This is a genomic window from Brevundimonas sp., from assembly GCF_036405315.1.
GTDB lineage: Bacteria > Pseudomonadota > Alphaproteobacteria > Caulobacterales > Caulobacteraceae > Brevundimonas.
In genome coordinates this window covers 21,941-41,850 of the sequence record NZ_DASWXW010000142.1, presented here as the reverse complement: position 1 = coordinate 41,850, position 19,910 = coordinate 21,941, and the positions used below count along the sequence as shown (strand labels likewise).

Annotated in this window: 22 protein-coding genes; 16 read left to right on the top strand and 6 right to left on the bottom strand. The window is 69.0% G+C overall.

Annotation, left to right across the window (positions count from 1 at the left end):
• The 11 genes from VGE49_RS08705 to VGE49_RS08655 form a co-directional block, all read left to right on the top strand.
• Positions 1-637 (top strand): helix-turn-helix transcriptional regulator (locus VGE49_RS08705; RefSeq protein ID WP_331034166.1); only part of this gene is annotated, 637 nt, incomplete at its 5' end.
• A 72-nt stretch (positions 638-709) separates the two neighbouring features.
• Positions 710-1,078, top strand: a complete 369-nt coding sequence (locus VGE49_RS08700; protein WP_331034165.1) for a helix-turn-helix domain-containing protein — start codon at positions 710-712, stop codon at positions 1,076-1,078.
• A gap of 22 nt (positions 1,079-1,100) precedes the next feature.
• Positions 1,101-1,802, top strand: a complete 702-nt coding sequence (tsaB, locus tag VGE49_RS08695) for a tRNA (adenosine(37)-N6)-threonylcarbamoyltransferase complex dimerization subunit type 1 TsaB (RefSeq protein ID WP_331034164.1) — start codon at positions 1,101-1,103, stop codon at positions 1,800-1,802.
• Complete coding sequence (gene rimI / locus VGE49_RS08690) at positions 1,799-2,215, top strand: ribosomal protein S18-alanine N-acetyltransferase (protein ID WP_331034163.1); 417 nt, start codon at positions 1,799-1,801, stop codon at positions 2,213-2,215. The genes tsaB and rimI overlap by 4 nt, the downstream gene beginning before the upstream one ends.
• A gap of 28 nt (positions 2,216-2,243) precedes the next feature.
• On the top strand, positions 2,244-2,726 hold the full coding sequence (locus VGE49_RS08685) for a Fur family transcriptional regulator (protein ID WP_331034162.1): 483 nt from the start codon (positions 2,244-2,246) through the stop codon (positions 2,724-2,726).
• A gap of 60 nt (positions 2,727-2,786) precedes the next feature.
• Positions 2,787-4,193, top strand: coding sequence for a tRNA (N6-isopentenyl adenosine(37)-C2)-methylthiotransferase MiaB (miaB, locus tag VGE49_RS08680; protein ID WP_331034161.1), 1,407 nt, complete (start codon positions 2,787-2,789; stop codon positions 4,191-4,193).
• 206 nt (positions 4,194-4,399) lie between these two features.
• The gene (locus VGE49_RS08675; protein ID WP_331034160.1) at positions 4,400-5,392 is read left to right on the top strand and encodes a PhoH family protein; all 993 of its coding nucleotides are present in this window, start codon (positions 4,400-4,402) and stop codon (positions 5,390-5,392) included.
• On the top strand, positions 5,392-5,847 hold the full coding sequence (gene ybeY, locus VGE49_RS08670; protein WP_331034159.1) for an rRNA maturation RNase YbeY: 456 nt from the start codon (positions 5,392-5,394) through the stop codon (positions 5,845-5,847). Before VGE49_RS08675 ends, ybeY begins: the two co-directional genes overlap by 1 nt.
• Positions 5,844-7,427: an apolipoprotein N-acyltransferase gene (lnt, locus tag VGE49_RS08665; protein WP_331034158.1), complete on the top strand. Its 1,584-nt coding sequence runs from the start codon at positions 5,844-5,846 to the stop codon at positions 7,425-7,427. The genes ybeY and lnt overlap by 4 nt, the downstream gene beginning before the upstream one ends.
• Complete coding sequence (locus VGE49_RS08660) at positions 7,424-7,903, top strand: helix-turn-helix domain-containing protein (RefSeq protein WP_331034157.1); 480 nt, start codon at positions 7,424-7,426, stop codon at positions 7,901-7,903. Before lnt ends, VGE49_RS08660 begins: the two co-directional genes overlap by 4 nt.
• A gap of 117 nt (positions 7,904-8,020) precedes the next feature.
• On the top strand, positions 8,021-8,437 hold the full coding sequence (locus VGE49_RS08655; RefSeq protein WP_331034156.1) for a helix-turn-helix domain-containing protein: 417 nt from the start codon (positions 8,021-8,023) through the stop codon (positions 8,435-8,437).
• Between the two features lie 72 nt (positions 8,438-8,509).
• Here VGE49_RS08655 and ahpD read toward each other — a convergent pair whose 3' ends face one another.
• Both ahpD and VGE49_RS08645 read right to left on the bottom strand, forming a co-directional pair.
• On the bottom strand, positions 8,510-9,043 hold the full coding sequence (gene ahpD / locus VGE49_RS08650) for an alkylhydroperoxidase, AhpD family (protein WP_331034155.1): 534 nt from the start codon (positions 9,041-9,043) through the stop codon (positions 8,510-8,512).
• 193 nt (positions 9,044-9,236) lie between these two features.
• Entirely contained in the window at positions 9,237-9,791 is a 555-nt protein-coding gene (locus VGE49_RS08645) for a peroxiredoxin (RefSeq protein ID WP_331034154.1), read from the bottom strand.
• Between the two features lie 272 nt (positions 9,792-10,063).
• On the opposite strand from VGE49_RS08645, the gene katG reads away from it, so the two are divergent.
• The 3 genes from katG (at position 10,064) to VGE49_RS08630 (ending at position 13,887) form a co-directional block, all read left to right on the top strand.
• Positions 10,064-12,277 carry a catalase/peroxidase HPI gene (katG, locus tag VGE49_RS08640; protein ID WP_331034153.1) on the top strand — a complete coding sequence of 738 codons (2,214 nt, stop codon included), beginning with the start codon at positions 10,064-10,066 and terminating at the stop codon, positions 12,275-12,277.
• 99 nt (positions 12,278-12,376) lie between these two features.
• On the top strand, positions 12,377-13,264 hold the full coding sequence (locus VGE49_RS08635) for a hydrogen peroxide-inducible genes activator (protein WP_331034152.1): 888 nt from the start codon (positions 12,377-12,379) through the stop codon (positions 13,262-13,264).
• Positions 13,265-13,353: 89 nt separating this feature from the next.
• The gene (locus tag VGE49_RS08630) at positions 13,354-13,887 is read left to right on the top strand and encodes a hypothetical protein (RefSeq protein ID WP_331034151.1); all 534 of its coding nucleotides are present in this window, start codon (positions 13,354-13,356) and stop codon (positions 13,885-13,887) included.
• Between the two features lie 96 nt (positions 13,888-13,983).
• Here the strand turns inward: VGE49_RS08630 and acnA are convergent, their stop codons facing one another.
• A complete protein-coding gene (acnA, locus tag VGE49_RS08625; RefSeq protein ID WP_331034150.1) occupies positions 13,984-16,689 on the bottom strand; it encodes an aconitate hydratase AcnA in 2,706 nt (901 codons plus the stop codon).
• A 197-nt stretch (positions 16,690-16,886) separates the two neighbouring features.
• Here acnA and ccmA point away from each other — a divergent pair, with 197 nt between their 5' ends.
• Entirely contained in the window at positions 16,887-17,510 is a 624-nt protein-coding gene (ccmA, locus tag VGE49_RS08620; protein WP_331034149.1) for a heme ABC exporter ATP-binding protein CcmA, read from the top strand.
• Entirely contained in the window at positions 17,507-18,172 is a 666-nt protein-coding gene (ccmB, locus tag VGE49_RS08615; RefSeq protein ID WP_331034148.1) for a heme exporter protein CcmB, read from the top strand. The genes ccmA and ccmB overlap by 4 nt, the downstream gene beginning before the upstream one ends.
• 6 nt (positions 18,173-18,178) lie before the next feature.
• Here the strand turns inward: ccmB and VGE49_RS08610 are convergent, their stop codons facing one another.
• The 3 genes from VGE49_RS08610 to VGE49_RS08600 are packed head-to-tail and all read right to left on the bottom strand — an operon-like array spanning position 18,179 to position 19,642.
• Positions 18,179-18,772, bottom strand: coding sequence for a Smr/MutS family protein (locus VGE49_RS08610; protein WP_331034147.1), 594 nt, complete (start codon positions 18,770-18,772; stop codon positions 18,179-18,181).
• A gap of 1 nt (position 18,773) precedes the next feature.
• Positions 18,774-19,010 carry a helix-turn-helix domain-containing protein gene (locus VGE49_RS08605; RefSeq protein WP_331034146.1) on the bottom strand — a complete coding sequence of 79 codons (237 nt, stop codon included), beginning with the start codon at positions 19,008-19,010 and terminating at the stop codon, positions 18,774-18,776.
• A gap of 23 nt (positions 19,011-19,033) precedes the next feature.
• On the bottom strand, positions 19,034-19,642 hold the full coding sequence (locus tag VGE49_RS08600; protein ID WP_331034145.1) for a DUF2975 domain-containing protein: 609 nt from the start codon (positions 19,640-19,642) through the stop codon (positions 19,034-19,036).
• Positions 19,643-19,910 lie beyond the last annotated feature (268 nt).

Below are 19,910 nucleotides of genomic sequence, written 5' to 3'. Positions count from 1 at the left end.
ATCGTCCGAACGGGCCGTGGGGCATGATCGCCGCATGGCCCGTTTCACATCCGATGATGACGCCGGAGCCGAGGGGCGCGCCCTCGGCGAAGCCCTGTCCGCCCTGCGCCGCGAACGCGGCCTGAGCCAGGCCGAGGCCGGTCAGAGGATCGGCATGACCAGCCAGGGCTGGGGTCTGTATGAGGCCGGCAAGCGGCCCGGCCTGTTCCGGCCCGACGTGCAGCGCCGTCTGACCGCCGCCCTGGACGCCACGCCCGAGGATCTCGCGCTTCTGGTCGGCGCCGCCCCCGTCCCTGTTTCATCTCCGAAACCGCCCGCTGGCGGGGTTGAGGCGCGCGGCCGCGTTTTTGAAGCTGCGCCTGTCGGCGAGCGGCGGCGGCTGCAGCTGTCGACCGACGACCTGGCGCCCTGGGCGGCGGCCGGGACGGTGCTGGAATATGTCCCGGGCCGCTGGCCGCGCCGCGATCAGGGCTGCGTCATCGAGATGGACGACGGAAGCCTGCGCGCGCGTCTCTATGTGCGGTCGGACGAGGCGGAGCTGGTGGTGCGCGGCGCCGGCGCCCTGCTGACGATCGAGCGGATACCCCGGTCCAGCGCCCGGTCCGTCGCGGCGGTGGTCGCCCGACTGGATGACTGATGAAACGAAACAGTTGTGTTTCATTGTTCCATGTGAAACCTTGGCGTCGCCATTGTCAGGGAGACGCCGCCCATGCCTCGCCGCACTCAGGACATCGACGCCGCCGTGGGCCTGAGGATGGCGGCCCGCCGTTCCGCCCTGGGCCTGTCGCAGACGGCCCTGGCGGCGGAGCTGGGCGTCAGCTTCCAGCAGGTGCAGAAGTACGAAAAGGGCGCCAACCGCGTCTCGGCTTCGCGCCTGCATCAGGTGGCGACGGCTTTGGGCTGTTCGGTGGCCGACTTCTTTCCCGCGCGGGCCGAGGCGGCCGATCCGGTCGCGGGCCTGTCGGCCCTGACCGCGACGTCGGATGGGCGGTTGCTGGCCGAGGCCTTTCCCCGCATCAGCGACCCGACGCTGCGCCGGGCGGTGACGCGCGTGGTCGCGGCGCTGGCCTCGGCCTGACGGCGGCGATAGGAAGGCCGCGATGAGAGTTCTGATCGTGGATACGGCGCTGGGCGCCTGTACGGCCTGCGTGGTCGAGGACGGGCGTCTGCTGGGCGTGCGTTCCGAACTGATGGCCAAGGGCCATCAGGAGCGGCTGGCCGGCATGGTCCGCGACGCCGTGGCCGATGCGGCCAAGGAAGCCGGAGGCGGCTTCGAGGCGCTGGACCGGATCGGCGTCACCGTCGGGCCGGGCTCCTTCACCGGCCTGCGGGTCGGCCTGGCCTTCGCCCAGGGCCTGGGCGCGGCGCTGGACCGGCCGGTGCTTGGCCTGTCGACGCTGGACGGCCTGGCGGTTTCAATCAAGCCCGCGGGCCTGGTCGCCGCCGTCATCGACGCCCGCCGGGGCCAGGTCTATGTGCGCCTGTTCCGCGACGGCCGTCCGCTGGGCGGACCTGAGGCTCTGTCGCTGGAGACGGCGGCGGATCGCATCTTCCACGCCGCCGCCGGGGCGCCGCCCATCCTGGTCGGCTCGGGCGGTCCGGTCCTGGCCGAAGCCTTCCCTGAACGTCTGGGCGCGGCCATCCTCGCCCGCCTGCCCGCCCCCTCGCCCGAGGCCCTGGCCTATATGACCGCCGTGGTCGATCCGGCGGCGCACCCGCCCCAGCCCCTCTATTTGCGGGCGCCCGACGCTGTCCCGCCCAGCCGTCTGCCGGGGCAGCCGCGCCCGCCTGCGACATCGTGACTGATACGCTCGCCGCGATCCACGCCGAGGCCTTCGACGCGCCGTGGGACGCGGCTTCCCTGTCGGCCCTGTTGGCCTCGCCCGGCGTCTTTGCGGTGGCGGAAGATGACGGCTTCATCCTGATCCGCGTCGTCGCCGACGAGGCCGAGATCCTGACCCTGGCCGTGCGGCCGTCCGCCCGACGCGGCGGCCTGGGCCGACGCCTGGTCGAGGCCGCCGTGGTCCGCGCGGCGGCGCTGGGGGCCGAGCGCATGTTCCTCGAAGTAGCCGAGGGCAATATCGCCGCCCGAGCCCTCTACGCCCGCGCCGGTTTCAATGAGGCTGGGCGTCGGCGCGGATATTATGCGCGTGCGGACGGAAGCCGCGAGGACGCCCTGGTGCTGGCGCTGAACTTTTCTCGAAAGCTTCCATAAGGCGACGGCTCAGCCTATCTTCCGGCCCATGGAACGGATCGAAAAACTCTGCGCCGACCGCGGCATGCGTATGACCGAGCAGCGGCGCGTGATCGCCCGCGTCCTGTCGCAGGCCGAGGATCACCCTGACGTCGAGGAGCTTTATCGCCGCGCCTCGGCCATCGACCCGCACATCTCGATCGCCACCGTCTATCGCACCGTGCGCCTGTTCGAAGAGGCGGGCGTCGTCGAGAAGCACGACTTCGGCGACGGCCGCAGCCGCTATGAAGAGGCCGGCGACGATCACCATGACCACCTGATCGACACCAAGACCGGCGAGGTCATCGAGTTCTTCGACGCCGAGATCGAGCGCCTGAAGACCGAGATCGCCAAGCGTCTGGGCTTCGAACTGGTCGGCCACAAGCTGGAGCTCTACGGCCACGCCATTCCCGGCGCCGAGCCGATCGAACGCGAAGGCCTGATCTACAAGCGCCACGCCGCGCGGGTCGAACCGGAAGCGGCCGACAGCTGAGGCTGTTCGCGGCGTCTGGCTCGCCTTGCCGTCGCCGGTTTGGGCGATCATAAGCCGGGCATGACCGACACGCTCGAAAAGCCCCTGGAAAAGGCGGATGGCGAGGCCCAGGCGGCCGCGCCCAAACGCCTGTTCATCAAGACCTACGGCTGTCAGATGAACGTCTATGACAGCGAGCGCATGGCCGACGTCCTGCGCCCGCTGGGCTATGCGCCGACCGACGCGCCCGAGGGCGCCGACTTCGTCATTCTGAACACCTGCCACATCCGCGAACGGGCCGCCGAGAAGGTCTATTCCGAACTGGGCAAGCTGAAGCAGATGCGCGAGCGCAAGCTGGCGCGCGGCGACGGCGGCATGACCATCGCGGTGGCCGGCTGCGTCGCCCAGGCCGAGGGCGAGGAGATCATGAAGCGCCAGCCGGCGGTCGACCTGGTGGTCGGGCCCCAGGCCTACCACCAGCTGCCGGAGCTGCTGACCCGCACGGCGCGGGCGCGCGGCGAGCGCATCGGCGCCGACTTCGCTCCGCATGAGAAGTTCGACGCCCTGACGCCGGAGATGATCAGGACGCGCGGCGGCGACGGCCCGACCGCCTTCCTGACGGTGCAGGAGGGCTGCGACAAGTTCTGCACCTTCTGCGTCGTTCCCTATACGCGCGGCGCCGAATGGTCGCGGCCCGTGGCGGCGGTGCTGGCCGAGGCCCGCGCCCTGGCCGACCGGGGCGTGCGCGAGGTCACTTTGCTGGGGCAGAACGTCAACGCCTATGACGGCGAGGGACCGGACGGAAAGCCCTTCACCCTGGCCCGTCTGGCCTACGCCCTGGCCGAGATCCCCGGTCTGGACCGCATCCGCTACACGACCAGCCACGCCAACGACATGAGCGACGACCTGATCCAGGCTCACGCCGATCTGGACGCCCTGATGCCCTATCTGCACCTGCCGGTGCAGGCCGGGTCGGACCGGGTATTGCGGCTGATGAACCGCAAGCATGGCCGCCAGAAATACATCGACCTGATCGCCCGCATCCGCGAGGCGCGGCCGGACATGGCCATCGCCGGGGACTTCATCGTCGGCTTCCCCGGCGAGACGGATCGCGACTTCGAGGACACCCTCGATCTGGTGCGGCAAGTGACCTATGCGGGCGCCTTCAGCTTCGTCTATTCGCCGCGTCCCGGCACGCCGGCCGCTGCCATGCCGGGCCAGATCGAGGAGAAGGTCGGGCTGGAGCGGCTGCAGCGGCTTCAGGCGCTTTTGTTCGAACAGCAGACCGCCTTCAACGCCGCCCAGGCGGGCAAGACCCTGAACGTCCTGTTCGAGAAGAAGGGGCGCTACGCCGGTCAGGCCATCGGCCGGTCGCCCTATCTGCAGGCCGTCCACGTCGAGGGGGCGGATCATTTGCTGGGCCAGATCGTTCCGGTCGAGATCCTCAGCGGCGCCCAGAACAGCCTGAACGGGCGCCTGGCCGATTGAGACCCCATATAGCGCCTCGCCTTCCATGCGAGACGGCGTAACCTGTCCCTCAAGCAGCCTCGTCCCGCTGGACGAGGCGTTAGGGACGCAAGAGAATGCTCCCTCAAGCAGCCTCGCTCCGCGAGCGAGGCGCTAGGGATCCTAAAACGCTCTCAAGCAGCCTTGCTCCGCGAGCGGGGCGCTAGAGCAACAAAGATGGAGCCTTGATGGCGCGAGAGTCCGAATTCCTGTCCCTGAGCGATCAGGCCTTGCGGGCCGTGATCGGTCCCAACAGCCGCCACGTCGCCCTGATCGAGGACGCCTTCAAGGTGCTGGTCGAGGCGCCGGGCGGCGGGGTGTCGATCAACGGCTCGGCGCGGGACCGGGCCCAGGCCAAGCGCGTCGTCGAGACCCTGGCCAAGCGGGCTGATGCGGGCGCCGAGATCACCGAGGCCGACGTGCGGATGGCCCTCGGGGCCGCCGTGTCGCAGCCGCGACCGGATCACGGCCGGGTCGTGCCGGACGCCGTCGCCCTGCCCGTCGGTCGACGCGGCGCCATCGCGCCCAAGACGGCGGCCCAGGCCCAGTATCTGGACCTGCTCAGCCGGTGCGAACTGACCTTCGGCGTCGGTCCGGCGGGCACGGGCAAGACCTTCCTGGCGGCGGCCTATGGCGCCTCCCTGCTGCGGCGCGGACAGGTGGACCGGCTGGTCATCACCCGCCCGGCGGTCGAGGCGGGGGAGAAGCTGGGCTTCCTGCCGGGCGACCTGAACGAGAAGGTCGATCCCTATCTGGCCCCGATCTGGGAGTCGCTGAATGACATTCTCGGCGTCGAGGACGTGCGCCGCCGCCGCGAGAAGGGCGAGATCGAAGCCGCCCCCATCGCCTTCATGCGCGGGCGCACGCTCAGCCACGCCTTCATCATCGTCGACGAGGCGCAGAACACCTCACGGCTGCAGATGAAGATGGTGCTGACCCGTCTGGGCGAGGGCGCGCGCATGGTGGTGACGGGCGACCCGTCGCAGATCGACCTGTTGAACCCGCGCGACTCCGGCCTGCGCCACGCCCTGCGCATCCTGCAGGACGTGAAGGGGGTCGGGGTTCAGGCCTTCAAGGCCGAGGACGTGGTGCGCCACGCCATGGTCGAGCGCATCGTGCGCGCTTATGACGCCGATGCGGCGCGGAACCGTCCGCTGCCCGACCTCGAGGACGAAGACTGATGATCGAGATCGAAGTCGAGGACGCGGCCTGGACCGCCGCCCTGCCTGACGCTGAGGCTACCGTGATGCGCGCGGCGGCGGCGGCGCTGGGCGCGGTGGAGGGCGACCTGGTCGTGTTGCTGACCGATGACGCTGGGGTGCAGGACCTGAACGCCCGCTTCCGCGACAGGGACCGGCCGACCAACGTCCTGTCCTTCCCCGCGGCCGAAAGCGCCTTTCCGCATCTGGGCGACGTGGTGCTGGGCTACGCCTATTGCGCCGCCGAGGCTGAGACCCAGGGCAAGAGCCTGTCCGACCATCTGAGCCATCTGGTCGTCCACGGGGTGCTGCACCTGCTGGGCCGCGACCACGAGGCCGAGGCCGAGGCCGAGGAGATGGAGGCCGAGGAGCGCGAGATTCTTGCCGCGCTCGGCGTCGCCGACCCCTATCAAGCCGAACATGAGGCGACTGCATGAACCAGCGTGTGTCGGCCCTTTGGGGGGGCGTGCTGACGAACCGCTGGAGCAGGATCGCTCTGGCCCTGCTGGCCGGCGCCGGCGCGGCCTTGGCCCATCCCCCGTTCGGGATTCTGCCGGGCCTGCTGGGCTATCCGCTGCTGATGCTGCTGGCCGAGCGATCGCGCACGGTCAAGGGCGGTTTCTGGGTCGGCTGGCTGGCGGGGTTCGCCTACTTCTTCATCGGCTGCTGGTGGGTGGCCGAGGCCTTTCTGGTCAACAAGGATCAGGCCTGGATGGCGCCCTTCGCCGCCAGCCTGCTGCCCATGGGGTTGGGGTTGTTCTTCGGCACGGCCACGGCCCTCTACCGTCGGTTCGCCCCGCAGGGCGTGCGGCGCGTTCTGCTGTTCGCCGCTCTGTTCGCCTTGCTGGAATGGCTGCGCGGCCATGTCCTGACCGGCTTCCCCTGGAACCCCACGGGGGCCAGCTGGCGCGCAGGTTCGGCCATGTCGCAGTTCGCCTCGGTGGCGGGGGTCTATGGTCTGGGGCTGGTGACGCTGGCGGCCGTTTCGGCCCTGGGTCTTCTTGCGGATACGGGGCCGCGTCGTTCGCGTCTGATCGCGGCCGGTCTGGGCGTCGCCGGGCTGGCGGGCCTGTTCGCGTTCGGAACCCTGCGCCTGTCCTCGGCCGAGCGCATCGACGGCCCGACACTGGTGCGTCTGGTGCAGGCCGACATTCCGCAGGAATCCAAATGGTCGCCCGAGGCCTATCAGGCCATCGTCGACCGCTACGTGGCCCTGACCGCTCAGAAGGGGGCGGCCCTGCCCGACGTGGTGATCTGGCCCGAGGGCGCCCTGCCCGCCACGGCCAACGACGTCTTCAACTCGCCCGACGGCCAGGCCATCGCCGGCGCCCTCCAGAAGGGTCAGACCCTGCTTATGGGCCTCAGCCGGGGCGAGGCTGACCCGACCGCCGAGGGCGGCGCGCGCTACTTCAACAGCCTGTTCGCCCTGCACGACGAAGGCGCGGCGGGGATGCGGATCGGCGCCATCTATGACAAGCACCGGCTGGTGCCCTTCGGCGAATACCTGCCCCTGGGCCGGTTGATGAGCCAGATCGGCGTGCGCAGCCTGGTGCACGTGCCCGCCGACTTCAGCGCAGGGGCCAAGCCGGCGCCGATCAGTCTGGTCAATGCGCCGAACGTCCAGCCGCTGATCTGCTACGAAAGCCTCTATCCCGGCTTCACCCCGGCCAGCGGCGACGCCCGCCCGGCCTGGATCGTCAATGTCTCCAACGACGCCTGGTTCGGCGCCACCTCCGGTCCGCGCCAGCACCTGAACCTGGCCAGCTATCGCGCCATCGAGACCGGCCTGCCCATCGCTCGGGCCACCCCCACCGGCGTCTCGGCCATGATCGACCCCTGGGGCCGGGTCGTGGACGGCAAGCGGCTGGACCCCGGCCATGCCGGCGTCGTCGACGTGCGCCTGCCGGAACCCGCGGCGCCGACCCTCTATGGCCGCTGGGGCGACGGCCTGTTCGGCGTCCTGCTGGTCCTGATGCTGGCGGGCGGCGGGCCCCTCCGCCGCCGGGGCCGGGCATGACGGCGGGGGAGGAGGAGGATCGCAGGCGCACGCGTCATATAGACGTGCCTCTGGGCGCGCGGCTTCGCCTCATCCGAGAGAACCGCGGCCTGAGTCAGGCCGACATGGCGCGCATGCTGGACATCTCGACCAACCAGTGGGGCCGCCATGAAAGCGGGGCGAACCGCGTGCCGGCGGCCCGACTGTGGCAGTTCTGCGAGGCGCTGAACATCGACGTCGCCGCAGTGTTCAGGGATCAACCCTTCGCGGCGGCGAAGGGCGTTTCGGCGGCGGTCGTCGAGACCGGGCCGCATACCTTGCGCGGCATGGAGGCTCCCGGCGCCGTCTGGAGCGACACCGCGGACCAGGCGTCGCCGCAGGAAGGCAGGGGCACGCTGGTGCAGCGTATCGGCGCGGCGGCGCGCGACCTGTCGGAAGCGCGTCAGCGCACCGCCCTGGCCGTCATCCGCGCCCTGAAAACCGAAGACGACGGCTAGGCGGATCCGCCCGGACCCGAGCGCACGCCTTGCGCGCGAATTATGATGACAGTGCTGGCTATCCGGCGCATTTCGGAACAATTGAGCTCAGGCGTTGATATGGACGAGAGCGGACGCATGGTCAGAGGCTCTGCAGAGGACGGTCCCCATCCGGTGGACCGTCACGTCGGACGGCGGGTCTGCGAAAAGCGGATCGCGCTCGGCTATAATCAAAGCGACCTGGGCCGCGCCCTCGGTCTGACCTTCCAGCAGATCCAGAAATACGAAAAGGGCGCCAACCGTATCTCGGCGTCCAAGCTTTGGGACATCGCCCGCTTCTTCAAGGTCGATATCAGCTACTTCTTCGAGGGGCTGACCGCGCCCCGGCCCGGCATGGCCGAGGATGAGGCGGCGCCCTTCGAGCACGACTTCCCGGCGACGCGTCAGACCATCGAGATCGGCCGCCTGGCCCCGCAACTGTCGGTGCGTCAGCAGAAGCTGATCCTGGACATGATGCGCGAGATGGCCGCCGCGGCGGGCGGCGACAAGGACTAGACCGCCTTCCGCCGGATATGAAAAAGGCGCGGATCGCTCCGCGCCTTTTGGCTTGCTGATGATCCGCGCGGATCAACCGGCCAGCGCCGCTTCCGAAGCGAGGATGCGGCTGGCGGCGTGGACCACGGCGCCGATGCGCAGGGCGGCCTGAACCTGGACGTTCGGCACGCCGTGCTTGCGCAGTTCGCCCTCGTGGGCGTCGATGCAGGCGCCGCAGCCGTTGATGGCCGAGACGGCGGTGGACCACAGCTCGAAGTCCAGCTTGTCGACGCCCGGATTGGCGATCACGTTCATGCGCAGCTTGGCCGGCAGGGTGGTGTACTCGTTGTTTTTCATCAGGTGCAGCGAGCGGTAGTAGATGTTGTTCATGCCCATGATGGCGGCGGCGGCCTTGGCGGCGTTCATCGCCTCGGGCGACAGCACGGTCGCAGCCTGGGCCTCGATCAGCTTGACCGCCGGGGCGACGCCGATGGCGTGGGCCGAGGCCAGGAAGCAGCCCCACTTCTGCTGGTCGTTCAGCACCGTCTCATTGGCCAGCGAGGACAGGTTCAGCGAGATGTCCTTGCCGTAGGCCGGGATGAGGTCGCGCAGGGCGTCGAGGGACATGGGGACTTCCTTCTGCTCAACGGCGCCGCTTGCGCCGGATACAATATAGGGGCTGCCGACGCACGCCGTCAGGGTCGGATACGGGGGCGGGCGGCAGGCATGAAAAAGGCGGCGACAGTCGCCCGCCGCCGCCTCTTCAAGAGGGGCGGCCCGAACCCATACGAACGCGGTCCGGGCCTTCCTTGGCCAGTACTTAAGCGGCCAGGGTCTCGCCGCCGACCGGGCGGTTGCAGGCGCACAGCTCGTCGGTCTGCAGAGCATCGACGACGCGCAGGGTGTCTTCCGGCGAACGGCCGACGTTCAGGTTGGTGACGTAGACGTGCTGGACGATGTTGTGCGGGTCCACGACGAAGGTGGCGCGCAGGGCGACGCCGTTTTCTTCGTCCAGGATGCCCAGGTCGCGGGCCAGCTTGCCGCCGGTGTCGGCGAACTGCCAGATCGGCAGCTTGTTCAGGTCGGCGTGGTCGCGGCGCCAAGCCAGCTTGACGAATTCGTTATCGGTCGAACCGCCGAGCACCACGGTGTCGCGGTCTTCAAAGTCCTTGCCCAGCTTGGCGAAGGCGGCGATTTCGGTCGGGCAGACGAAGGTGAAGTCCTTCGGGTAGAAGAAGATGACCTTCCACTTGCCGTCAAAGCTGTCCTGCGTCAGCGTTTCAAACGCCGAGACGCCGTTTTCTTCATGGTCGTTGAAGCCCGGCTTCACGCCAGTGATCTTGAATTCAGGCAGTTTTTGACCGACGCCCAGCATAGTGGAGCTCCATTCTGACAATATAAGACATGCGGCGACGCAAGGGAGGCGCATCGCCGTTGGGGCTCAGATGGGGGGTGAGGGCCAGGAAGTCAAATCGATGATTTCACGATCACGAATAGATTTTTATTATGCAGGTCGGTCGCCCGTCCAGCGCGGCTGCGCGCAGCGACTATAAATTTTCTTGCTGACGAACTCAAAGTTTATCGATTTTCCTTCGGAGACGAACCGGGCGTAGGCTCGCGCATAATCGACCAGGCAGGAGGAAAGTCATGGACGGACAAGCAGGCGGCCCCACCCCTCTTCACGATCCCAGGAAGGAGCCGGCCGCGCTGCGCTCGCTTCTGGGGCGCACCAACCGCGACTGGTGGCCCAATCAGATCGCGATGGACATCCTGCATCAGCAGGGCAAGTCGGGCGATCCGATGGGCGACGACTTCGACTACGCCGAGGCCTTCAAGTCGCTGGACCTGGCGGCGGTCAAGCGCGACCTGACCGCCCTGATGACCGACAGCCAGCCCTGGTGGCCGGCGGACTACGGGCACTACGGCCCCTTCTTCATCCGCATGGCCTGGCACTCGGCCGGCACCTATCGCACCGGAGACGGCCGCGGCGGCGCCGGCGCCGGCCAGCAAAGGTTCGCCCCGCTCAACTCCTGGCCGGACAACGGCAACCTCGACAAGGCGCGCCGCCTGCTGTGGCCGATCAAGCAGAAGTATGGGGCAAAGCTCAGCTGGGCCGACCTGATGATCCTGGCCGGCAATGTCGCCATCGAGTCGATGGGCGGGCCGGTCTTCGGCTTCGGCGGCGGCCGCGCCGACGTCTGGGAGCCCGAGAAGGACGTCTACTGGGGCACGGAAGAAAACTGGGTCGGCGACGAGAACAACCAGACCCGCATCCAGCCCGATAAGGGCATGGTGCTGGAGGAGCCGCTGGCGGCCATCCAGATGGGTCTGATCTATGTGAACCCGGAAGGCCCCGGCGGCGTGCCCGAAGCCCTGGCCTCGGCCCGCGACATCCGCGAGACCTTCGCCCGCATGGGCATGAACGACGAGGAGACCGCCGCCCTGACCGCCGGCGGTCACACCTTCGGCAAGGCCCACGGCGCCGGCGACGCCTCCAAGGTCGGCGTCAGTCCCGAGGGCGCCGACATCGCCCAGCAGGGCCTGGGCTGGATCTCGGGCCACGCCAGCGGCATTGGCGACGACACCATCACCTCGGGCATCGAAGGCGCCTGGACCCCCACGCCGATCACCTGGGACATGACCTATTTCGACATGCTGCTGGACCATGACTACGAGCTGGTCCGCAGCCCGGCGGGCGCCAAGCAGTGGCAGCCGGTGGGCAATCCGGCGGAGACCCTGGCCCCGGCCGCCCATACGCCCGGCAAGCGCGTGCCGACGATGATGACGACCGCCGACATGGCCTTCAAGGTGGACCCGATCTATCGCCCCATCATGGAGCGGTTCCGCGCCGATCCCGCCTATTTCGGCGACCAGTTCGCCCGCGCCTGGTTCAAGCTGACCCACCGCGACATGGGGCCCAAGGCCCGCTATCTCGGCCCCGACGTCCCGGCCGAGGACCTGATCTGGCAGGACCCCGTTCCGGCGCACACCGGACCGGCGCTGTCGGACGCCGACATTAAGGTGCTGAAGGACATCATCGCGGCGTCCGGCCTGTCGGTCGCCGATCTGGTGTCGACGGCCTGGGCCGCGGCCGTGACCTTCCGCGGCTCGGACTACCGCGGCGGCGCCAACGGCGGGCGCCTGCGTCTGGCCCCGCAAAAGGACTGGGACGTCAACGAGCCGGCCAGGCTGGCCCGGGTGTTGAAGGTCTATGAGGACATCAAGGGCGGCCTCAGCCTGAACGTCTCCATCGCCGACCTGATCGTCCTGGGCGGCGTGGTCGGGATCGAGCAGGCGATCAAGGCGGCCGGTCACGACGTGGCGGTCCCCTTCACGCCCGGCCGCACCGACGCCTCGCAGGACCAGACCGACGTGGACGGCTTCAAGGTGCTGGAGCCCCGCGCCGACGGCTTCCGCAACTATCTGCAGGTGCGTTTCAACGTTCCGACCGAGGAGCTTCTGATCGACCGGGCTCAGTTGCTGGGTCTGACGGCGCCCGAGATGACGGTTCTGGTCGGCGGCCTGCGGGTTCTGGGCGCCAACCATGGCGGGTCCAAGCACGGCGTCTTCACCGACCGTCCGGGCCAGCTGACCAACGACTTCTTCGTCAACCTGCTGGACATGAAGACCGGCTGGAAACAGGTCGACGGCGAGGGCGACGAAACCTTCGTCGGCGCGGATCGCCTGACCGGCGAGCCCCGCTGGACCGCCACCCGCACCGACCTGGTGTTCGGCTCCAACGCCCAGCTGCGCGCCCTGTCCGAGGTCTATGCCTCGGCCGATGCGGGCGAGAAGTTCGTCAGGGACTTCGTCGCGGCCTGGACCAAGGTGATGAACGCCGACCGGTTCGACCTGAACTAGGGGCAAGAAGCGCCGCGGGCCGGTCGCTCGCGGCGTCTTCCTTCATCAATGGCTTCGATTGTCTTTGAAAACACCATAGGGCGCGCCTATGTGGGGCGGATGCTCCCCACCCTGCGACAGCTCCACTATCTCAAGCTCCTGGCCGAGCACGCCTCCTTCAGCCGCGCCGCCGAGGCCGCCCACGTCAGCCAGCCGGCCCTGTCGGCGGGGGTGCAGGAACTGGAGAAGATCCTGGGCGCGCCGGTGGTCGAGCGCACGCGCGGCGCGGTGCAACTGACCGCCGTCGGCGCCGAGGCCGTCAAGCGCGCCGAAGACGTCCTGGCCCGCACCGAGGATCTGGTCGAGGCGGCGCGCAACGCCGGCAAGCCCCTGTCCGGCCGGTTCCGCCTGGGCGTCATCCCCACCGTCGCCCCCTTCCTGCTGCCCCGCGCCCTGCCCGGTCTGCGCGACCAGTATCCGGCCCTGCGCCTCTTTATCCGCGAGGACCTGACCCCGCGCCTGATCGCCGGGCTGAAGGCGGGCCAACTGGACGCCGCCGTCATCGCCCTGCCCTACGACGCGCCCGGCATCGACCACGCCCGCATCGGCGACGACGAGATTCTGGCCGCCGCCCCAGTCGGCCATGCCCTGGCCGGTCTGGGCCCCATCCCCGAGGGGATGCTCAAATCCGATGACCTGATCCTGCTGGAGGACGGCCACTGCCTGCGCGATCAGGCCCTGGCCGCCGTCAATATCGAGGCCCCGCGCGGCGAGGACGTCTTCGCCGCCACCTCCCTGCATACCCTGGTGCAGATGGTGTCCGCCGGGCTGGGCGTCAGTTTCCTGCCGCAGATGGCGGTGACCGCAGGCCTCGCCGACAACCCCGGCGTCGTCGTCCGCCCCATCTCCGCCGACGCCCCCCGCCGCGAGATCGTCGTCGCCTGGCGCACCGGCTCCAGCCGCGCCGCCGAAGCCCGGCTTCTGGCCGAAGCCCTCAAGCTCGACTGAGCCTTACGGCGATTTAATCTTCCGCATATCGCGGTTCAGCGGGCGTTCATCGTCCAAGGCCTGAATGCTCTCCAAAAGGGAGAGACGCGATGAAAAGAGGAATACTGGGGGGAGCCTTGCTGGGCTTCAGCACCCTGACCGCCGCCTGCGCGCCGGTGGTCCAGGGCGGCGGGCCGCTGGACCTGCCGTCGGGACTGATGGAGACGGCCCAGGTCACATCCGTGGTCATGTCGAGCGACTGGGTGAACGCCAAGAGCGACTTCGCCGACACCTTCGTCGATGAGGTGCAGGAGGAGCTGAGGGGCTGCGCCTACGGAACCTATCCCCTGCAGCTGCGGGTCCACGTCGAGGAGGTGGATCGCGCCGGACGGCTGGAGGTGCTGCTGCGCGGCGAGGGCGTGCACCGGCTGCGGGCGACGGCCGAGCTGGTCGATCCGGCGCGGGGCGGTCAGATCGTCGGTCGTTATCCGATCGAGGTCGGCACCCAGGCGGGCGGCCGCGTGATCGGCGTCCTGGGGGACCGCCAGATGATGGTGTCCGAGGAGTTCGGCCGCGCCCTGTGCGACGCCGCCTTCGGCCGCAATCCGCGCCGGCCCGGCCCGCACAACGCCACGCGAGGCTGAACGTCTCGTCGCGAAAGGCCATGAAAAAAGGCCGGCGGATCGTTCCGCCGGCCTTCATTCTGATTGGTCTAACGCGCTTTCGCGCTGCTTGAGACCTTACTTCTCGTCGCCGCGGGCCAGGTTGCGCAGGACGTAGGGCATGACGCCGCCGGCCTTGAAGTAGTCCAGCTCGGTCTGGTTATCGATGCGGCAGCGGACCGGGAAGCGGGCCATCTTGCCGTCCGACGGACGGAACATCTCGACCCACAGGTCCTGACGCGGCTTCAGCTTGCCGATGTTGGCGTCGGTCAGGCCACGGATGGTGACGATCTCTTCGCCGGTCAGGCCCAGCTTGGCCCAGCCGTCCTGCTTGAACTGCAGCGGCACCACGCCCATGCCGACCAGGTTGGAGCGGTGGATGCGCTCATAGCTTTCGGCGATGACGGCGCGGACGCCCAGCAGGCGGGTGCCCTTGGCCGCCCAGTCGCGCGACGAGCCGGTGCCGTATTCCTTGCCGGCGAAGACGACCAGAGGACGGCCTTCCGACTGGTAGCGCATGGCCGCGTCATAGATCGACATGACGTCGCCCGACGGGAAGTGCTTGGTGACGCCGCCCTCGATGTCCGGGGTGATCTTGTTGCGGATGCGGATGTTGGCGAAGGTGCCGCGCATCATGACTTCGTGGTTGCCGCGGCGGGCGCCGTAGCTGTTGAAGTCCAGGGGGTCGACGCCGTGGTTGGTCAGATAGACCCCCGCGGGCGAGGCCTTCTTGATCGAACCGGCCGGGCTGATGTGGTCGGTGGTGATCGAGTCGCCGAAGATGCCCAGGATGCGGGCTTCCACGATGTCGCTGACCGGGGCCGGCTCCATCGACAGGCCCTCGAAGTAGGGCGGGTTGGCGACGTAGGTCGACTTGTCGTCCCACTCATAGGTCTGGCCGCCCGTGACCTTGATGGCCTGCCAGTGCTTGTCGCCCTTGAAGACGTCCTTGTAACGCTTGGCGAACATGGCCGGGGTGACGGACTTCTTCTGGATGTCGGCGATCTCTTGCGAGGTCGGCCACACGTCCTTCAGGAAGACGTCATTGCCCTTCTTGTCCTGACCGATCGGGTCCTTGGTGATGTCGATGCGCATCGAACCGGCGATGGCGTAGGCCACGACCAGCGGCGGCGAGGCCAGGTAGTTGGCCTGGACGTCGGGGTTCACGCGGCCTTCGAAGTTGCGGTTGCCCGACAGGACCGAGGTCGCGACCAGGCCGTTGTCGTTGATCGCCTTCGAGATGGCTGGGTCCAGCGGGCCCGAGTTGCCGATGCAGGTGGTGCAGCCGTAGCCGACCAGGTTGAAGCCCATGGCGTCCAGATCCTTCTGGAGGCCGGCGTCGGTCAGGTAGTCGGTGACGACCTGCGAGCCGGGGGCCAGCGAGGTCTTGACCCAGGGCTTGACCTTCAGACCCAGGGCGTGGGCCTTGCGCGCCACCAGACCGGCGGCGATCAGGACGCTGGGGTTGGAGGTGTTGGTGCACGAGGTGATGGCGGCGATGACCACGTCGCCGTCGCCGACGGTGAACTTCTCGCCTTCGACGGCCACGCGCTCGGCGTCGGTCGGGCGGCCGAAGACGTCGGCCAGGGCGGTTTCAAACGACGGGGCGGCGGTGGTCAGCTCAACGCGGTCCTGCGGACGCTTGGGACCGGCCAGCGACGGCACGACCGTCGAGATGTCCAGCTCCAGTACGTCGGAGAAGACCGGGTCTTCCGAGGCGTCGTCGATCCACAGCCCTTGGGCCTTGGCGTAGGCCTCGACCAGGGCGACGCGCGCCTTGTCGCGGCCCGTGGCCGTCAGATAGTCGATGGTGGCCTGCGACACCGGGAAGAAGCCGCAGGTGGCGCCGTATTCCGGGGCCATGTTGGCGATGGTGGCCTGATCCTCGATGGTCATGTTCGGCAGGGCGTCGCCGAAGAATTCCACGAACTTGCCGACCACGCCCTTCTTGCGCAGCATCTGGGTGACGGTCAGCACCAGGTCGGTCGCCGTCGCGCCTTCCGGCAGCTTGCCGGTCAGCTTGAAGCCGATGACTTCGGGGATCAGCATGGGGATCGGCTGGCCCAGCATGGCCGCCTCGGCCTCGATGCCGCCGACGCCCCAGCCCAGGACGGCCAGGCCGTTAATCATGGTGGTGTGGCTGTCGGTGCCGACGACGGTGTCGGGATAGGCGACGGTCTTCTTGCCTTCGTCCAGGGTCCAGACGGTCTGGGCCAGGTTCTCCAGGTTCACCTGGTGGCAGATGCCGGTGCCGGGCGGCACGACGCGGAAGTTGTTGAAGGCCGACGAGCCCCAGCGCAGGAAGTTGTAACGCTCGATGTTGCGCTCATACTCGCGCTCGACGTTCTCGGCGAAGGCCTTGGCGGTGCCGAAGTGGTCGACCATGACCGAGTGGTCGATGACCAGGTCGACGGGGACCAGCGGGTTGATCTTGGCGGCGTCGGCGCCCAGCTTGGCCATGGCGTCGCGCATGGCGGCCAGGTCGACGACGGCGGGAACGCCGGTGAAGTCCTGCATCAGGACGCGAGCCGGACGGAAGGCGATCTCGTGCTCGACGGCGCCCTTGTTCTCGATCCATGCGGCGACGGCCGTCAGGTCGTCTTCAGTGACCGAGACGCCGTCTTCGTTGCGCAGCAGGTTCTCCAGCAGGACCTTCATCGAGCGCGGCAGACGGGAAATCCCGGCCAGACCGGCTTCCTCGGCGGCGGGAAGGCTGTAATAGGCGTACTTCTTGCGCCCGACCGAAAGGTCTTGACGGGTCTTGAGGCTGTCAATCGACGGCATGGAGAGGGTCCTCTGACTAACGCCGCCCGACAATTCGGTTGCGCCTTCGCGCGCTGGACGCCGGGGCTCACAGGTCTCCGGCGCGCGCGGCGAAAGCCTGCTGCGGCGCTTGGCGGTATAGTCCTGTGCGCAGGGGCCGTCCATGTATCCACAACACGGTCGTGGACATTGAGAGAGGTTCGCAAATCGGCGGGGCCATGCTGAAGACGGTCGACATTCGGGACCTGAGCCTGTCGCGCGGCGAGCGCGTTCTGTTCCGGGGCCTGTCGTTGCGCCTTTCGGCGGGCGAGGCCGTGGCCCTGACCGGGGCCAACGGGGCGGGCAAGACCAGTCTGCTGCGGGCCGTGGCGGGCTTCATCCGGCCGGATTCCGGCGCGATCACATTCTCGGGCGCGGACGGCGAGGCGCTGGAGCCGGAGACGGCGCGGCGCGACGGCGTTCATCTGCTGGGCCACCTCGAAGGGCTGAAGCCGACGCGGACGGCGCGTCAGGAGTTCGACTTTCAGACCGAATGGCTGGGCGGGACCGACGCCGCGCGCCAAGCGGCGACGGCGCGGTTGTCGCTGGCCCCGCTGCTGGATCTGGAGACGCGCAAGCTGTCGGCCGGCCAGAAGCGCCGCCTGTCCCTGGCCCGGCTGGCCGCGGCGCCGCGCGCCCTGTGGCTGCTGGACGAACCCCTGGCCCCGCTGGACGAGCGTTGGCGGGCGGTGGCGGCCGAGCTGATGGCGGGGCATCTGGCGAGCGGCGGCATGATCCTGGCGGCGGTGCACGACCCCCTGCCCGTTGCGGCGCGCAGTCTCGACCTCGGGGCGCTCGCATGAGGGCCGTGCGGGTCCTGTTCGGCCGCGAGCTGTCGCTGGCGTGGGGGGGCGGCGGCGGGCCTCTGCTGGCCTGCGGCTTCATGCTGTGCCTGACCGCCATCCTGCCCCTGGCGGCGGGCGGCGATCCGCGGGTCCTGGCCCCGGCGGCCTCGGGCGCCAGTTGGATGGCCCTGGCCCTGGCCTCGCTGCTGTCGCTGGAGCGTCTGTTCGAGCGCGATCTGGAGGACGGAGCCCTGGACCTGCTGGCGCTCGGCCCTGTGCCGCTGGAGGCGACGGTGGCGATCAAGGCCCTGGCCCAATGGCTGGCGACGGGTCTTCCGCTGGCGCTGGCGGCCCCGGTCGCGGCTCTGGCCCTGGGCCAACCGGCCCATCTGATCGGTCTGACGGCGCTGGCGGCGGCCATCGGCGGTCTGGGCTTCGCCTTCACTGGAGCCTTGGGCGCAGCCCTGGCTCTGGGCGCGAAGCGGGGCGGCCTGCTGATCGCGGTGGTGGTGTTGCCGCTGTTCATTCCCCCGGTGGTGTTCGGCGCCGGCGCCCTGACGCGGGCGGCGGGGGGCGGCGATCCGTCGTCGGCCCTGGCCCTATTGAGCGCCTATGTCCTGTTCGCCATGGTCATCGCGCCGGTCGCTGGAGCGGCGGCGATCCGCAACGCCCAAGGGTAGTCGCCGTCAGCCGCGCGGTTTCAGCGTGACGTAGAGGGCCCCGTCGCCGCCGTGACGGCGGTGGGCCGAGGCGAAGCCCGACACCACGCCGCGCAGATGCGGTCCGGTCAGCCAGTCGTGCACCGAACCGCGGATCACCCCGCCGCCGCGTCGTCCCTGCCCGGTGATGACCAGAACCGAGCGCAGGCCGCGCGCCTGGCAGCCGATCAGGAAGCCCCGAAGTTGGTCCTCGGCCTCGAAGCGGCCGAAGCCGTGCAGGTCGATGCGGGCCTCGATGGGGTCGCGTTCACGCGACAGGCGGCGTTGGCGGCGCGGCTCCAGCTCTTCAGGCGTGGGCCGGGCGCGGGCCGGCGTCGGCTGGGCGGGGGCGACGAGGCCCAGGGCCTCGAAGGTCGGGGTCTGATCCGGCGCGCTGCGCTTCTTGCCGGGGACGCCGCGCGCGGGCCTGGCGGCGACGGGCGGAGCTTCCGGATCGGGCAGGACGGCGCCGGGGGTGACGCGGGCGGCCTTGCGGCGCGCGGGCGGCGTCACCGTCCCGGTGACGCGGGCCCAGATGCGCTTGTCGTCGTCGGAAGACGTCGGCGGGCCTTTTCTGGCCACCTCAGTCCTCGGCGTCGTCGAAGGCGTCGCCTGGACCCGGCTCATGGGCCAGCAGGTCGCCCGGCTGGCAGTCCAGTTCGCGGCACAGGGCGTCCAGGGTCGAGAAGCGCACGGCCCGCGCCTTGCCGGTCTTGAGGATCGACAGGTTGGCCACGGTCACGCCGACGCGGTCGGCGAGCTCCGTCAGCGACATGCGCCGTTCGGCGAGGATGCGGTCGAGTTGGACGCGGATGGCCATGAGGTGAGCTTAGCGTTTCGAAGTCAGATCGTCAGTTCGGATTCGCGGCGCAGGCGGGCGCCTTCGCGGAAGACCTCCGCCAGGACGAAGACGACGAGGATGGAGAAGACGGGGGTGAGCAGGTCGCTGACGCCTTGCGGCTCCATGACGCCGGGGGCCAGGCGGGCGGCCACAAGGCCCTGCGCCAGCCAGACGCCGCCGGTGACGACGGCCAGGATCAGGCCGATCTGGCGCAGGCGGCGCACGTTGTCGGGTTGGAAGGGATCGCCCAGGGTCAGGGTGCGGAAGATCTTTCTCAGGCCGCGCAGGATCATCAGGAAGCCGCCGAAATAGGCGGTCACGGCGCCCAGGCCGAACAGCAGCAGCGGGCGGGTCAGCGGCATCTGACGGCCGTCGGAGCCGTCGCTCACCGTCACGTTCAGATGGTCGATGGGAATGAAGATGGAGGCGACCCAGAGCAGCAGCAGCACGCCGGTGATCAGGGCCAGCAGGACATAGGCGACGTCCAGCGCGATCTTCAGCAGGCTGGAGACGGAGCCCGGGCCGAGAGTCCTGAGATTGGGGGTGCGCAGGTTGGCGCCGGTCAGGCGCGGCGCACGAATCCCGATGGAAGCCAGTTTCGGGAGGTGCATGAAGTCAGGTCTCAGGCCGGTCGTTCAGGCGGCGATCGCCGCGCGGGGTCCGGCGAACCCTCACGCGGCGCTATTCTTCGCGGTGTTCATGCTGATCGTCAAAGCCCCCTTGCGATCCAGAGCGAGATCACAGGCTCTGGATCACCAGGGCGACGGCGGCGGTCGGCAGGGCGGCCAGCAGAAGGGCGTTGAAGAAGCCGTGGCCGACGCGGTCCATCCAGATCGAGGTTTTCATCGCTTGCATCGTATCTCTCCGTTGTTGCACGAT

Excerpts from the sequence above, each read along its gene's own strand:
- ccmA (WP_331034149.1), top strand. The coding sequence starts at position 16,887 with ATGCTGAAGACGGTCGACATTCGGGACCTGAGCCTGTCGCGCGGCGAG.
- VGE49_RS08655 (WP_331034156.1), top strand. The coding sequence starts at position 8,021 with ATGGTCAGAGGCTCTGCAGAGGACGGTCCCCATCCGGTGGACCGTCAC.
- VGE49_RS08630 (WP_331034151.1), top strand. The coding sequence starts at position 13,354 with ATGAAAAGAGGAATACTGGGGGGAGCCTTGCTGGGCTTCAGCACCCTG.
- VGE49_RS08685 (WP_331034162.1), top strand. The coding sequence starts at position 2,244 with ATGGAACGGATCGAAAAACTCTGCGCCGACCGCGGCATGCGTATGACC.
- VGE49_RS08645 (WP_331034154.1), bottom strand. The coding sequence starts at position 9,791 with ATGCTGGGCGTCGGTCAAAAACTGCCTGAATTCAAGATCACTGGCGTG.
- ahpD (WP_331034155.1), bottom strand. The coding sequence starts at position 9,043 with ATGTCCCTCGACGCCCTGCGCGACCTCATCCCGGCCTACGGCAAGGAC.
- VGE49_RS08635 (WP_331034152.1), top strand. The coding sequence starts at position 12,377 with ATGCTCCCCACCCTGCGACAGCTCCACTATCTCAAGCTCCTGGCCGAG.
- VGE49_RS08675 (WP_331034160.1), top strand. The coding sequence starts at position 4,400 with ATGGCGCGAGAGTCCGAATTCCTGTCCCTGAGCGATCAGGCCTTGCGG.
- ybeY (WP_331034159.1), top strand. The coding sequence starts at position 5,392 with ATGATCGAGATCGAAGTCGAGGACGCGGCCTGGACCGCCGCCCTGCCT.
- ccmB (WP_331034148.1), top strand. The coding sequence starts at position 17,507 with ATGAGGGCCGTGCGGGTCCTGTTCGGCCGCGAGCTGTCGCTGGCGTGG.
- VGE49_RS08605 (WP_331034146.1), bottom strand. The coding sequence starts at position 19,010 with ATGGCCATCCGCGTCCAACTCGACCGCATCCTCGCCGAACGGCGCATG.
- lnt (WP_331034158.1), top strand. The coding sequence starts at position 5,844 with ATGAACCAGCGTGTGTCGGCCCTTTGGGGGGGCGTGCTGACGAACCGC.
- katG (WP_331034153.1), top strand. The coding sequence starts at position 10,064 with ATGGACGGACAAGCAGGCGGCCCCACCCCTCTTCACGATCCCAGGAAG.
- acnA (WP_331034150.1), bottom strand. The coding sequence starts at position 16,689 with ATGCCGTCGATTGACAGCCTCAAGACCCGTCAAGACCTTTCGGTCGGG.
- VGE49_RS08700 (WP_331034165.1), top strand. The coding sequence starts at position 710 with ATGCCTCGCCGCACTCAGGACATCGACGCCGCCGTGGGCCTGAGGATG.
- VGE49_RS08600 (WP_331034145.1), bottom strand. The coding sequence starts at position 19,642 with ATGCACCTCCCGAAACTGGCTTCCATCGGGATTCGTGCGCCGCGCCTG.
- tsaB (WP_331034164.1), top strand. The coding sequence starts at position 1,101 with ATGAGAGTTCTGATCGTGGATACGGCGCTGGGCGCCTGTACGGCCTGC.
- VGE49_RS08660 (WP_331034157.1), top strand. The coding sequence starts at position 7,424 with ATGACGGCGGGGGAGGAGGAGGATCGCAGGCGCACGCGTCATATAGAC.
- miaB (WP_331034161.1), top strand. The coding sequence starts at position 2,787 with ATGACCGACACGCTCGAAAAGCCCCTGGAAAAGGCGGATGGCGAGGCC.